The organism is Herbaspirillum sp. ST 5-3 (assembly GCF_004804275.1).
Classification (GTDB): Bacteria; Pseudomonadota; Gammaproteobacteria; order Burkholderiales; family Burkholderiaceae_D; genus Noviherbaspirillum.
Genome location: NZ_STGI01000006.1, coordinates 313,600 through 327,375 on the forward strand (window position 1 = coordinate 313,600; position 13,776 = coordinate 327,375).

Here is a 13,776-nt window from a genome sequence, read left to right on the forward strand (position 1 = left end):
GTCGATTATCGCGCGTCCGCTCCTGCCCGTTGCGCGGCCATGATCTTCGGCAGATTTCCCTCGATCCAGTCGGCCAGCGACTCCACCCTTTGCCCGACCGCGCGGCCCATTGGGGTCAGCGTGTATTCCACGTGAGGCGGCACGACCGGGTAGGAGATGCGTTCCACAAATCCGTCGGCCTCCAGCCACTGCAGCGTTTGGGCCAGCATTTTCTCGCTGATGCCGTTCACCTTGCGGCGCAAGTCGCTGAAGCGATGCGTCCCGCCGAGCAGCGCAACCAGCAGCAGCACGCCCCAGCGGCTCGTCACATGCTTCAGCACTTCTCGCGACGGGCACTTCTCGGAGAACAGATTCCCGCGCTGCATTTTTGCCGACAGGCGGGACGGCTTTCCTGCATTTTTTTCGGCGTTCTTGCTCATTGACACTTACCTTTTTGTGCGTACTTACTTTAAGTTAGCTTGAGCATTATTATACCGGCTCCATGTATCCATCAAGGAGTTCCGACATGATCGTCATCACTGCTGCCTCCGGCCAGCTTGGCCGCCTGGTTATCGATTCTCTGCTTCAGAAGCTGCCCGCCAATGAGATCGTTGCCGCCGTGCGCAATCCCGATCGAGCCAAAGACCTGGCCGCGCGCGGGATTCAGGTCAGGCACGCCGACTATGATCAGCCCGAGACCCTGCACACAGCGCTGCAGGGAGCGGACAAGCTGCTCATGATTTCTTCCAGCGAAGTGGGGCGGCGCGTCCCACAGCACCGCGCCGTGATCGACGCCGCGCAGCGCGCCGGTGTGAAACTGCTGGCCTATACAAGTATTCTTCACGCCGATACCTCGCCATTGCCTCTGGCCGCCGAGCACAAGGAAACCGAATCCATGCTGCGCGCCTCCGGCATCCCGTTCGTATTGCTGCGCAACGGCTGGTATACGGAAAACTATCTTGCCAGCATCCCGGCAGCGCTGCAGCACGGCGTCTACCTCGGCAGTGCCGGCGAAGGACGCATCGCTTCCGCGGCCCGGGCCGACTATGCCGCCGCAGCAGCCGCCGTGCTCACGCTCGACCAGCAGGCCGGCCGTGTCCATGAATTGGCGGGCGATGCGGCATATACATTGGCGGAGCTCGCTGCAGAGATTGCACGGCAGGCAGGCAAGCCCGTCGCCTATAAAAATCTTCCCGAAGCGGAGTTCAGGTCCGTATTGATCGGTGCGGGCTTGCCCGAAGGGCTCGCCACTTTGCTGGCGGAATCCGACGTCGGCGCCTCCAAGGGTGGATTGTTCGACGACAGCCGCCAGCTGAGCCAGCTCATCGGTCGCCCGACCACGCCGCTGGCTCCGCTGGTCCGTGCAGCGCTGCAGTGATGTGAACGGGCCTGTTCAATAGGTGTGTATGCCGGAGCCAGGGTGGCCATCGGCGTGAAGATCAATCCAATAATTCGCGCGGAGTCACTTCTTGTTATCAAAAATGGAAACTTTCTGGTGTGCGTGTTATCTCACTCCCATCTTTTCACAAGGAGATACACATGCCGATTCAACGATCGACCGCAAAACGACTGGTTTCCGATACCGAGTTCAAGCTGATCAATGAGAGCTTCCCGCCCCTGGTCGGTGAATTGAGCGACAAGGCACTCCTGCAGCGGAAGGAGCGGGCACGCAAGGCCCGGGACAGATATCACACCATGCTGGAACGGCAGCGCAGCAAGGCGTCCTCCACCACACAACGCGGCACCGCTCCCTCGGCCAATCTGAAGGAAGCGATGTCAAAGGAAAAAATTTTCGAGGAAACGCTGGCACGCTTTGAGCGACGGTCCGCCAAGGCAGGCAGTGGTGCCGCTTCGCAAGGCACCATGTCAGCCAAGCCGGCGAAGTCAAGCGGCAAAGTCGCGACACCGGCCCAAAGCACGACGACCAGTACCACCAAGCGGGCAACTTCGGACAAGGCGAAAGCCGCCGCCAAATCCGCCGGCACCACAAAAGGCCGCGTTAATCGACCCGCGCAATCGACAATCGGCAAGAAGACCGCGACCAAGGGCGGCGTGCAGGGCGTGAGCAAGGCAAGCGCGAAAACGGCGAACAAGGCCCAGGCCAAGAGCCCCACCAAAAGCGCCAAGGCAGGCAAAGGGAAAGGCGCCGTCACCAAAGCCACGCCCCGCGGGCGGCACGGGGCTCTGGTGACGAACACCACCCTGCATTAAAACAAGGCAAAGGCCGCCCGCGCGGCGTTTTGCATTCGCAGGTCGGGATGGTCTGCCGGCACACGGCACGAACCATCCCGACCTGCATTGTGCTCGCCTGCTCTTGCGCTCGCCGCACAACAATTCCGGATGGCCATGGGATAGCGCGAACGCAATCAACTGCGATCGATTTTTGCGCTTACACAAGAAGCCGATGATGCGTGTGCTGTAGCTTCACTTGTTCCACAGCAGATGCGAGCAAGGCCATGGCGAGGCAGGAAGAACAGACGCTGAGACAGATAGTGGACGGCTCAATAGTTGGCACGGCGCATGACGCACGCGCGCAAGGGCATTGAGCAATTGCACGGGATGCGGATGATCTTCCAGCATGCGTCGGGATTCAACGGAGCTCGCAACACCGAAGACGCAACGCGACGTGCGCACTCACAACGCCGCCTGACCACGGCACTGCTGCTTTCCTTGCTGGCGCACGCACTATTGCTGTCGCTGCAGTTCGGCATCCGAGGACTTGGCTTGCCCGGTCTGCAACTGCCCTGGGATGAGCGGCGCGCGTACGCACCGGCATTGAATATCCGCATTGCCGGTGTGAACAGCACAACAAGCGCTTCGGCAAATGCCGTCAATGTCGCGCCACTCCCGCCACTTGAAAACAATGTGCGGCACGCGGAGATTCCTTCCGGCAGCTCGCCCGCTCCCGCTCCTGGATTGAAGCTGTTGCAGCCTTCAGAAAAAGCGCCGCATCGCGTGACGCCGCGCCAGAAACGCAAACGCAGTCCGTCAACCGCGAAACAGCCGCACAAGGCGCGCGCTCCACAGCGTCATCCGCATCGCAAATCCGTTCCGGCCAAGCCGCATCCGCGCCTCGTCGCAAAGGAACAGCCTGCGCAGGATAGTTTTTCGGTACCGATCGCTACAAGCGAACCGATCAATGCAACCGGCAGGCAAGAGCAGGCGCCGGAGATGGTCGAGCCGCACGCGCCTCCTGCGGAAACGGATGCGCGCGAACAGGCTCTCGCTGCGCAGCGCGAAGAGGAACGCCTGCAAAGAGAGCACGAAATAGAGAACGAAATCGCGGCGCAAAAGCTGGAGGAGGAAAGCGCCAGACGGCAAGCCCAGGAGCAGGAAGCGCAACGACAGGCCGAACAAATCGCCCGTCAGCAGGCCGCCCAGCAACGTGAAGAAGAAAACCTGCGTCGCATCGCGCAAATCGAGGCACTCAGGCTGGAAGAAGAAAATGCAAAACGGCAAGCCATGGAGCTGGAAGCGCAAAGGCAGGCCGTCCAGCAACTTGAAGAAGAAAGACAGCGGCGCGCCCGGCAACTCGAAACGGCAAGGCAGGAAGAAGAGAACGCAAGGCGCCAGGCCGAGGAACTGGAAGCGCGCAGACAAGCGGAACAGATGGCACAGCAGCAGGCGGCGCAGCAACGGGAGGAAGAACGTCTACAACAAGGCAAGCGCTTGGAGGAAGCAAGGCGAGCGGATGAAAACGCCAGACGCGAAGCCGCCGACCACGAGGCGCGTGCGCAGGCTGCGTCGCCTGCGCCAGGGCAAGCCCTCGTGCCCCATGGCGACAATGCGGCGACATCGAGCCTGTCCGCCGCGCCTCAAGAGAGGCCGACCTCGCCCTCCTCGGGCGCGTCCGCCGTGCAGGCGCAGGACAGCGCGCCGGCCGATACCGATGAGGGCCCGATCCTGCTTTCCGATAGCGATCTTGCCGCTGCCAAAGTCGTCCAGCTCCGGAAAGTCGATGCCACCCGGCTTGAAGCGCATACCGAGCAGGACGCGCGCCGCCGCACGATCTTCGGCGGTGCCGATGACGATATCGTCCTGAAAATGTATATCGATCGCTGGCGCCAGACGGTCGAGCGCAACGGCAATCCCGATCGCGAGCAATCCCAGGTTCAGGGCGATGCCGAGGTGACCGTCGTCATTCGCAGCGACGGGAGCATCGAAAACGTCATCATCCATCGCTCGGACGAGCTGCATGAACTGGACCAGACGGTGCGCCGGATTGCCGCATCTCCAGGACAACAGAATGCGTTTCCCCCTGATCTGCTGCGCCGATATGACGTCGTCGAGATCCGGCGCGTGTGGCGCTTCGGCGGTGCGCTGCGTATTCTGGAAAAAGGGGATTGAATCAGATGCAGGCCGCGCCGGTATCGATGCGCAGATGGCGGCAACAACTATTGGGTTATGCTTTGCAGTCCAGTCAACATAACAAGGGGGACACATGAAGAAACAACGCTGGCTTCAATATGCTGCAGGATTCGCTTGCGCAGGCATCGCCACCATCGCCTCGGCAGCCTGCCCCTCGGACCTCGATGCGGCCACGGTTGTCGCCTCCTACATGAACCGCCAGGCGGTCGGGAATCCGCCGCCAATGTCGCTCGACGATGCGCAATGCGGCCGCGACAAGATTGTCCGGTTCCTCGGCCAGCAACTTGGCCCGGTCGTCGGATACAAGGCGGGACTGACGAACCCCGCGGTGCAGAAGCGCTTCAATCACGATCAACCCGTGCGCGGCGTCCTATTCAAGGGCATGCTGGTGCCGGATGGCGCGGAAGTACCGGCACGCTTCGGCGCGCGGCCGGTGTTCGAGGCTGACCTTCTGGTTCGGGTCAAGAGTTCCGCCATCCACCGGGCCAAGACCCCGGAGGAAGTCATGAAGCATATCGATGCGGTCATTCCTTTCATCGAGCTGCCGGATCTGATCGTGCAGGAGCCGGGCAAACTCAATGGCGCCACGCTCACCTATCTCAATGTCGGCGCGCGGCTGGGTGTGATGGGCAAACCCTTGCCCATGTCGGCAGCACTCGGCAGTCAGCTTCCCGGCATGACCGTGCGCATGCTCGACGGCGAAGGCCATGAACTCGACCATGGAAAGGGAAGCGACGTCATGGGGCACCCGCTCAACGCGGTGATCTGGCTCGCACAAGACATCGCCCGCGCCGGCGGCCGTCTGCGCGCAGGCGACTTGCTGAGCCTCGGCTCGTTCTCGAAACTCACGCCGCCGAAGCCGGGGACGGACATACGCGTCGTCTATGAAGGGCTTGATGGAACGCCGGCCGTGAGTGTGAAGTTCCGTTAAGACAGGCGGTTCGGAGACGGAACAGGGACAACGCGTAGTGTGGTGCTGCCAGGACACGCCCCGTGTTCCGATTCACCGTTTGCAATCGCATGATTCTCGTTTCCTGCACTCATTGAATTTCCGCATCGCCTAGGCTGGGAGTTCTGCATGAGCGGAGCGATTCCAGCGTGAAGTGTTAAGCGGACAAATATCAAGTCGCAGTTGAAATCCCTATTCCCAAATTTTATTTTTTTGGAAATTCGGAAGCAGGCCAGATAGACAAAGAAAATAGCTTGCAGAATTGATAGCGCTTACTGTCGGGCAGGCTATGGGTAATACTGGCGCGGCTGGCGGGGATCGAACCCACGACCCTTGGCTTCGGAGGCCAATACTCTATCCACTGAGCTACAGCCGCGTAGAGGGAATGCTGAAGAGGCATGAAGGATACCGTTTTTCTGTCTGCGCGTCCATGCAAACCATTGATCTTTCGTTCCAAATCGACCTCTTTGCGTCTATAATCAAGGGTTTTGCGAGGTATTGCGTCGCAGCATTAATGAGCTTCAGAGACGCTGTGCGCTTGATCTGCATACCCGCCCCATCGGTTTCGAAATTGCATTGAGGGAATAATGAGCGACGCACACAACGAACACCAATCCGCCATCAAGACGCCGAAGCAGCTGATCGCTGCCGTGATTGCCGGCTTCCTGGTTCCGATCATCTGCATCGTGCTGCTGGTCCAGTATGTGTCCAACAGCAACAAGGTTGGCGCCGGATCGGGCGCCCAGTCGCCGGAAGCGATCGCCGAGCGTCTGCGCCCGGTGGCCGATGAGGGCTTCACGCTGAAGGACGCGAGCGTGCCGAAGCAGTTGCAAAGCGGTGAAGCGGTATTCAAGGCAGTTTGCGCTGCCTGCCACGCAACCGGCGCAGCAGGCGCACCGAAGGTTGGCGACGCTGGAGCCTGGTCTGCCCGTCTCGGGCAAGGCCAGTCGACGCTGGTCGATCATGCTCTGAAGGGCATCCGCGCGATGCCGGCCAAGGGCGGCAATCCGGACCTGGACGATGTCGAAGTCGAACGCGCGGTCGTCTACATGGCGAACCAGTCCGGCGGCAAGCTGAAGGAACCGGCAGCAAAGGCAGCCGCTCCGGCGGAGGCACCTGCAGCAGCGGCACCGGCCGCAGCAGCACCGGCGGCAGCGGCCGAACAGCCGAAAGCTGCCGACGCAGGCAAGGCCGACGGCAAGAAGCTGTATGAAGCAACCTGCCAGGCTTGCCATGGAGCAGGCATCGCGGGCGCGCCGAAGTTCGGCGACAAGGCAGCATGGGCGCCGCGCCTCAAGCAAGGCTCGGCCACGCTGTATGACCACGCGATCAAGGGCTTCCAGGGCAAAGCCGGCATGATGCCTCCGAAGGGCGGCTCTACCGCTTCGGATGATGAAGTCAAGGCTGCTGTGGATTACATGGCCGCTGCAGCGAAGTAAGTCGCAATACAAGGAAAAACAAAAAGAAGGCGGGCATGTTCCCGCCTTCTTTTTTCTCTGCAAGGGTGTCTCCGCCCTTCCCCCGGCAATTCGCCACGCTGACTTCCAGCACCTGCTCCAACTGAATAGAACCAATGCATGACAAGTGCGCCCGTTTGCGGGTCGCCTGAGGTGTTGTGCGCTTCGACCCGAATCTCACGGATCCTGGCCGGCGGCAATCAGGCCGCGCTTCGCGCTCACGCGGCGCGGTCGGCCGCTTCGGTCACGATGACCTCCACTGCATGCGTTTTCAGGATCCTGGCGAGCGCTTCCGGCGGGCGCGTATCGGTGAACAGCTTGTTCACCTGGGACACGTGCCCCATGCGCACCAGCGCCTCCCTGCCGAACTTGTCGCCGTCCGCAACCAACCACACTTCGCGCGATTGTTCGATGATGGTCTGCGCCACTTTCACCTCGCGCGGATCGAAGTCACGCAGCGTGCCGTCGGCTTCGATGCTGGAGATGCCGATGATGCCGATGTCGACCTTGAACTGGCGGATGAAATCGCTGGTGGCTTCGCCAATGACGGCGCGGTCCCGCTTGCGCACGACGCCGCCGGCGATGATGACTTCTGATCGCGGGTTGTCGGACAGGATGGTGGCGACATTGAGGTTGTTGGTAATGACGTGCAGTCCCTGGTGATTGACCAGTGCGCGCGCCACTTCTTCCGTCGTCGTACCGATGTTGATCAGCAGCGAGCAGCCCTCGGGCACGCGCTGCGCGACGGCCGCGGCGATGCTGCGCTTGGCACCGACATGCAGTGACTGGCGCTGCGCGTAGTCGATGTTTTCCACCGAGGAGGCCAGCCCCACTCCGCCGTGATAGCGCGCCAGCAGATTGGCCTCGGCCATCTGCTTGATGTCGCGGCGCACGGTCTGCGAGGTGACGCTGAATTCGCGCGCCAGCTCCTCGACCGAAACGGTCTCGTGCGTCCGGACATACTCCAGCAAACGCCTTTGCCTGGGATTAAGTGCCAATATCACCTCCGAAATCAAAAACACGCAAATTAATCATAAACGAACACAAACGAAAAAAAACGCTTGCAAAAGGAGGTCAATCGATCTATTGTTATCAGATATTACTACTAAACACTACGTGCGACGAGGATACGCGGTGGAGACATCAGGAAACTTGCAGTGCGACCTTTTGGTCGTCGGCGGCGGCATCAATGGCGTTGGCATTGCGCGCGACGCAGCGGGTCGCGGCCTGTCCGTGGTGCTGTGTGAAAAGGATGATCTTGCGTCGCATACGTCGTCCGCTTCCAGCAAGCTGATTCATGGCGGCCTGCGCTACCTCGAACATTACGAGTTCAGCCTGGTGCGCAAGGCGCTCATCGAGCGCGAAGTGCTGCTGCGCGCGGCGCCGCACATCATGTGGCCGATGCGCTTTGTCATGCCGCACGACAAGGGGCAACGCCCGGCATGGATGATTCGCGCCGGCATGTTCCTTTACGATCATCTGGCCCGTCGCGAATTGCTGCCGGGGTCCGAAACCGTCAGTCTGCGCAATCACCCGGCCGGCAAGCCGCTCAAGTCCGAATTCACGCGCGGTTTCGTCTATTCCGACGGCTGGGTCGATGACGCGCGCCTGGTGGTTCTGAACGCGATGGACGCGGCCGAACACGGCGCCCAGGTCTTCACCCGCAGCGCCTGCGAAACCATCTGGCGCGAAGGCGATCGATGGGCGGCCGCGATGCGTCACGCTTCAGGCACCATCACCACGGTGCAGGCACGCTGCATCGTCAACGCGACCGGCCCCTGGGTGACCGACTTCCTGAAAGGCGCCGCGCACCAGCCATCCGACAAGGCTCTGCGTCTTATCAAAGGCAGCCATATCGTGGTGCGCCGCTTGTTCGATCATCCTTATGCCTACATCCTGCAGAATCCCGACGGACGGATCGTTTTCGCGATTCCCTACCAGGACGATTTCACGCTGGTCGGCACCACCGACATCGAGTACCACGGCGACACCGACAAGGTCCGCATCGATGAAGAGGAGATCGTGTACTTGTGCGAACTGACGCAACGCTATTTCAAGCGCCCGGTGCAGCCGTCCGACGTGATCTGGGCCTACTCCGGTGTGCGTCCGCTGGTGGAGGACGAGTCCGCCAGCGCATCGGCGGTCACGCGCGACTATCGGCTGGAAATGGAAAACGACGGCGCGCCTCTGCTCTCGGTCTTCGGCGGCAAGATCACGACTTTCCGCAAGCTGGCCGAAGAAGCGGTCGACATGGTTGCGGAACGTCTCGGCAATCGACATGGCGCATGGACCGAGCATGCCTGCCTGCCCGGCGGCGACATCCACGGCGCGCGTCCCAACAACCGTTCGGTACTCGAGTTCGACGCCTTCGTGCAGCAGAAGCAGCAGCAGTATTCCTGGCTGGATGCCGGTCTGGTTGCGCGCTATGCGCATGCTTACGGCAGGCGCATCGATGTGCTGCTGAAAGGCCGCAACGCACTGCGCGACATGGGCGAGGAAATCCTTCCCGGCCTGTATGCGGCAGAAGTCGTCTACCTGATGCAGCATGAATGGGCGACACGCGCGGAAGACATCCTGTGGCGCCGCTCCAAGCTCGGGCTGCGTGTTCCGGCCGGCGCCGAAGCCGTCTTGGACGACTGGTTGAAAAATCGGCGAAACTAGAAACTGAAACGGCTGCGATCGCACCGGCATAAGTGTCGACGCAAGGGATTTTTTTGGAGGAGAACAAAGTGCGCCTAGCATTAGAGAGTGCCAGCAAAAAGCATGGTGCTGAGGACCACATCTATCCGTTGTCACTGGAGCTCCAACCGGGCGCCATCAACATCCTGCTCGGCACCACGCGTGCCGGCAAGACATCGTTGATGCGCCTGATGGCGGGGCTGGACAGACCGACCGGCGGACGGGTGCTGGTGGATGGGCAGGATGTCACCGGCGTGTCGGTGCGCGAGCGCGACCTCGCCATGGTGTATCAGCAGTTCATCAACTACCCGGCGATGTCGGTGTTCGACAATATCGCGTCGCCCTTGCGCCTGCGCCGGGTGCCCGAGAGCCAGGTCCGCACCCGCGTGCACGACATCGCGGAACGCCTGCATATCACGCCTTACCTGCAGCGCCGGCCGGCGGAACTGTCCGGCGGTCAGCAGCAGCGCACTGCGCTGGCGCGCGCGCTGGTGAAGGATGCCGAACTGCTGCTGCTCGACGAGCCGCTCGTCAACCTCGACTACAAGTTGCGCGAAGAGCTGCGCAATGAACTGACCGAGCTCTTCTCCAACGGCAAGACGACCGTGGTGTACGCGACCACGGAACCGCTCGAAGCCCTGCAACTCGGCGGCTACACCGCCGTACTGCACGAAGGGAGCATGTTGCAGTTCGGCAAGACGCTCGACGTGTTCAACGCGCCGGTCAGCATCGATGCGGCGCGCACTTTCAGCGATCCGCCGATCAATCTGATCCGCGCAGCAGTCGACGGCCAGGGCATGGCACGTGCGGGTGTGGACTTCACCGTGGCCTTGTCGCCGGCACAGCGCGAAAGGATAGGCGCGCACAAGGAGGTCACGCTGGGCCTGCGCGCGCACAGCCTGCGTCTGGCACCGGCGAGCGACAAGGATACCTCCATCGAGACCGACGTCGACCTGTCCGAAATCAGCGGTTCCGAAACCTATGTGCACGTGCATCGCGACGGGATTGCCCTGGTCGCGCAATTGCCCGGCGTGCACACCATCGACCTTGGCGAGCGCTGCCGCATGTACTTCCGGCCGGACGAGCTGTTTGTCTTTTCGCCCGAGGGCGACTTGCTGTTCGCCCCCCATCTGTCAGGAGGAAACCGTGGCGCGTATTGATTTAGTTGACCTGGCGCACGCCTACAAGCCCAATCCGTCCCAGCCCACCGACTACGCGCTGCGCCCGATGAACATGAGCTGGGAAGACGGCGGCGCCTATGCGCTGCTCGGCCCTTCCGGCTGCGGCAAGACCACGCTGCTGAACATCATCTCCGGGCTGGTGCGCCCCTCGCATGGCCGCGTGCTGTTCAACGGAAAGGACGTGACGGACCTGCCGCCGGAGCAGCGCAATATTGCGCAGGTGTTCCAGTTCCCGGTCATCTACGACACCATGACCGTGTTCGACAACCTCGCCTTCCCGCTGCGCAATCGCGGCTGGAAAGAGAGCGAGCTGCGCAAGCGCGTCGAGCAAGTGGCGGAAATGCTGGAACTGAGCAGCGACCTCAAGCATCGCGCCAGCGGCCTGTCGGTCGATGCCAAGCAGAAGATCTCGCTGGGACGCGGCCTGGTGCGCCCCGATGTGGCGGCGGTGCTGTTCGACGAACCGCTCACCGTGATCGATCCGCATCTCAAATGGCTGCTGCGCCGCAAGCTCAAGGAAATCCATCACGAACTGAAGCTCTCGCTCATCTACGTGACGCACGACCAGGTGGAGGCGCTGACTTTCGCCGACAAGGTGGTGGTCATGACGCAGGGCGAAGTGGTGCAGACCGGCACCGCGCAGGAATTGTTTGAAGCGCCGGGCCATACCTTTGTCGGCTACTTCATCGGCAATCCCGGCATGAACCTGCTGCCGCTGACGATCAGGAACGGTGTAACAACCATCGAAGAGCATGCAGTCGGTGTTCCGGAAAATATCCTGAACGCGCTGGGCATGGGTCGCGGCGACGCGGTGCTGGGCATCCGCCCGGAATTCGTCGAATGCTCGCTCACCGAACAGGCGGGCACCGTGCCGGCCAGCGTGGTCTTCGTGCGCGACCTGGGCACGCATCATCTGGCGGAGTTCCGGCTTGGACAGCGTACGGTCTCGGCCAAGCTGCGCACTCCCCTGCCGCTGACGCAAGGCTCGACCACGTGGCTGCGCTTCCCTCCGGAACGCACGCTGTATTACCTCAACGATAAGCGGGTGGCTTGACATGAAAACCTTTAATAACCGCGCCTGGTTCCTTATCCTTCCCGTCCTGCTGTGCGTGGCGTTCTCGGCGATTCTGCCGCTGATGACGATCGTGAATTATTCAGTGCAGGACATCCTCAGCCCGACGCAGAAAGTCTTCGTCGGCACCGAGTGGTTCCGCATGATCATGCGGGACAGCGAGTTGCACGGCGCCCTGTCGCGCCAGCTGGTGTTCTCGCTGTGCGTGCTCGCGATCCAGATTCCGCTCGGCATCCTGGTCGCGCTGACCATGCCTGCGCAAGGCTGGAAGGCCTCGATGTCGCTCGTGCTGATCGCCCTGCCCTTGCTGATTCCCTGGAACGTGGTCGGCACCATCTGGCAGATTTTCGGCCGCGGCGATATCGGTCTGCTGGGATACACGATCAATAACATGGGCATCAGCTACAACTACACCGGCGATTCCTTCGATGCCTGGATCACGGTGCTGGTGATGGACATCTGGCACTGGACGCCGCTGGTCATCCTGCTGGCGTATGCGGGGCTGCGCTCGATTCCGGATGCGTATTACCAGGCGGCGCGCATCGATGGCGCATCGCGCTGGGCGGTGTTCCGCTTCATCCAGTTGCCGAAGATGCGCAATGTGCTGATGATCGGCGTGCTGCTGCGCTTCATGGACAGCTTCATGATCTATACCGAGCCCTTCGTGCTGACCGGCGGCGGACCAGGCAACGCGACGACCTTCCTGTCGCAATACCTGACGCAGAAGGCGGTCGGCCAGTTCGATCTCGGCCCGGCGGCGGCATTCTCGCTGATCTACTTCCTCATCATCCTGCTGTTCTGTTTCATTCTCTACAACTGGATGCAGCGCCTCGGTACAGGAGATTCAAAATGATGGACAAACGCATTACCGGCCCGATACTGTTTCTGTATCTGCTGCTGGCCATGCTGCCGATTTACTGGCTGCTGAACATGGCCCTGAAGACCAATGAGGAAATCACCAGCGTCATGACGCTGATTCCGACGCACCTCACCTTCGACAACTTCAAGACCATCCTGACCGACCCGTCCTGGTACGACGGCTACATCAATTCGATCATCTACGTGGTGATCAACATGGTGCTGTCGGTCGGTGTCGCGCTGCCCGCGGCCTACGCGTTCTCGCGCTATTCCTTCATCGGCGACAAGCAGTTGTTCTTCTGGCTGCTGACCAACCGCATGACGCCGCCGGCGGTATTCCTGCTGCCCTTCTTCCAGTTGTATTCGACGGTCGGGCTGATGGACACGCACCTGGCGGTGGCGCTGGCGCACATGCTGTTCAACGTACCGCTCGCGGTGTGGATCCTGGAAGGCTTCATGTCGGGCGTGCCGAAGGAGATCGACGAGACCGCCTACATCGACGGCTACAGCTTCCCGAAGTTTTTCATCAAGATCTTCCTGCCGATGATCAAGGCCGGCGTCGGCGTGACTGCGTTCTTCTGCTTCATGTTCAGCTGGGTCGAACTGCTGCTGGCGCGCACGCTGACCTCGGTGAACGCCAAGCCGATCGCGGCCACCATGACACGCACCGTGTCCGCGGCAGGCATGGACTGGGGCGTATTGGCAGCGGCCGGCATTCTGACCATCGTGCCCGGCGCGCTGGTGATCTGGTTCGTCAGGCATTACATCGCAAAAGGCTTTGCGATGGGGAGGGTGTGACATGGAAAACGCATTTGCATGGATGGCATGGACGACGCCGGTCGCGATTTTTTTCAGCGTGATCGTGCTGACGCTGATCGGCATGACGGTCTGGGAAATCCGTTCGCCCTGCGTCGAGCGCAAGGGCTTCCTGCCGATTTCCACGACGCGCGGCGACCGTCTGTTCATCGGGCTGCTGACGGCGGCGTATATCAATCTCGCCTGGGCCGGCCTGACCGAGATGCATCAGGCCATCGGCGGCGCAATTGGTTTTGTGGTGTTGTTGATCGTGATGCGTTGGGGCTGAACAAGTCGTTCGACGTTTCGATGCTGCGCGAGGCCCTTCCCCCTCGCCTTGCATCACCGCTATAGGGAAGCTAACAAGAAAAGGTGGAGATATGAGACTGAAACTGACAGCGCTGGCGGCTGCGGCGATGCTGGCCTCGGGGGCGTCGT

General features: G+C 61.3%; 13 protein-coding genes and 1 tRNA gene. 11 read left to right on the forward strand and 3 right to left on the reverse strand.

The window, feature by feature from the left end:
• Positions 1 to 5: 5 nt before the first annotated feature.
• Positions 6 to 419, reverse strand: coding sequence for a helix-turn-helix domain-containing protein (locus E6W33_RS14615; RefSeq protein ID WP_136418038.1), 414 nt, complete (start codon positions 417 to 419; stop codon positions 6 to 8).
• An 86-nt stretch (positions 420 to 505) separates the two neighbouring features.
• Here E6W33_RS14615 and E6W33_RS14620 point away from each other — a divergent pair, with 86 nt between their 5' ends.
• The 4 genes from E6W33_RS14620 (at position 506) to E6W33_RS14635 (ending at position 5,278) form a co-directional block, all read left to right on the forward strand.
• Positions 506 to 1,357 (forward strand): SDR family oxidoreductase, encoded by an 852-nt coding sequence (locus E6W33_RS14620; RefSeq protein WP_136418039.1) that lies wholly within the window; start codon positions 506 to 508, stop codon positions 1,355 to 1,357.
• A 161-nt stretch (positions 1,358 to 1,518) separates the two neighbouring features.
• A complete protein-coding gene (locus E6W33_RS14625) occupies positions 1,519 to 2,190 on the forward strand; it encodes a hypothetical protein (RefSeq protein WP_136418040.1) in 672 nt (223 codons plus the stop codon).
• 309 nt (positions 2,191 to 2,499) lie between these two features.
• The gene (locus tag E6W33_RS14630; RefSeq protein WP_136418041.1) at positions 2,500 to 4,326 is read left to right on the forward strand and encodes a hypothetical protein; all 1,827 of its coding nucleotides are present in this window, start codon (positions 2,500 to 2,502) and stop codon (positions 4,324 to 4,326) included.
• A gap of 94 nt (positions 4,327 to 4,420) precedes the next feature.
• Positions 4,421 to 5,278, forward strand: coding sequence for a fumarylacetoacetate hydrolase (locus E6W33_RS14635; RefSeq protein WP_136418042.1), 858 nt, complete (start codon positions 4,421 to 4,423; stop codon positions 5,276 to 5,278).
• 318 nt (positions 5,279 to 5,596) lie between these two features.
• Here E6W33_RS14635 and E6W33_RS14640 read toward each other — a convergent pair.
• A tRNA-Arg gene (locus tag E6W33_RS14640) sits at positions 5,597 to 5,672 on the reverse strand.
• A 211-nt stretch (positions 5,673 to 5,883) separates the two neighbouring features.
• Here E6W33_RS14640 and E6W33_RS14645 point away from each other — a divergent pair.
• Complete coding sequence (locus E6W33_RS14645; protein ID WP_136418043.1) at positions 5,884 to 6,735, forward strand: c-type cytochrome; 852 nt, start codon at positions 5,884 to 5,886, stop codon at positions 6,733 to 6,735.
• A gap of 236 nt (positions 6,736 to 6,971) precedes the next feature.
• Here the strand turns inward: E6W33_RS14645 and E6W33_RS14650 are convergent, their stop codons facing one another.
• Positions 6,972 to 7,751, reverse strand: a complete 780-nt coding sequence (locus E6W33_RS14650; RefSeq protein ID WP_136418044.1) for a DeoR/GlpR family DNA-binding transcription regulator — start codon at positions 7,749 to 7,751, stop codon at positions 6,972 to 6,974.
• A gap of 154 nt (positions 7,752 to 7,905) precedes the next feature.
• Here E6W33_RS14650 and glpD point away from each other — a divergent pair, with 154 nt between their 5' ends.
• The 6 genes from glpD to E6W33_RS14680 all read left to right on the forward strand — a co-directional run bounded on the left by glpD (position 7,906) and on the right by E6W33_RS14680 (position 13,627).
• Positions 7,906 to 9,414: a glycerol-3-phosphate dehydrogenase gene (glpD, locus tag E6W33_RS14655; protein ID WP_247869649.1), complete on the forward strand. Its 1,509-nt coding sequence runs from the start codon at positions 7,906 to 7,908 to the stop codon at positions 9,412 to 9,414.
• A 68-nt stretch (positions 9,415 to 9,482) separates the two neighbouring features.
• Positions 9,483 to 10,592 carry an ABC transporter ATP-binding protein gene (locus tag E6W33_RS14660; protein ID WP_247869650.1) on the forward strand — a complete coding sequence of 370 codons (1,110 nt, stop codon included), beginning with the start codon at positions 9,483 to 9,485 and terminating at the stop codon, positions 10,590 to 10,592.
• On the forward strand, positions 10,579 to 11,667 hold the full coding sequence (locus tag E6W33_RS14665) for an ABC transporter ATP-binding protein (protein WP_136418046.1): 1,089 nt from the start codon (positions 10,579 to 10,581) through the stop codon (positions 11,665 to 11,667). The genes E6W33_RS14660 and E6W33_RS14665 overlap by 14 nt, the downstream gene beginning before the upstream one ends.
• A 1-nt stretch (position 11,668) precedes the next feature.
• Positions 11,669 to 12,538, forward strand: a complete 870-nt coding sequence (locus E6W33_RS14670; protein ID WP_136418047.1) for a sugar ABC transporter permease — start codon at positions 11,669 to 11,671, stop codon at positions 12,536 to 12,538.
• Positions 12,538 to 13,341, forward strand: coding sequence for a carbohydrate ABC transporter permease (locus E6W33_RS14675; protein ID WP_136418069.1), 804 nt, complete (start codon positions 12,538 to 12,540; stop codon positions 13,339 to 13,341). Before E6W33_RS14670 ends, E6W33_RS14675 begins: the two co-directional genes overlap by 1 nt.
• A 1-nt stretch (position 13,342) precedes the next feature.
• Entirely contained in the window at positions 13,343 to 13,627 is a 285-nt protein-coding gene (locus E6W33_RS14680; RefSeq protein ID WP_136418048.1) for a DUF2160 domain-containing protein, read from the forward strand.
• Positions 13,628 to 13,776: the final 149 nt, after the last annotated feature.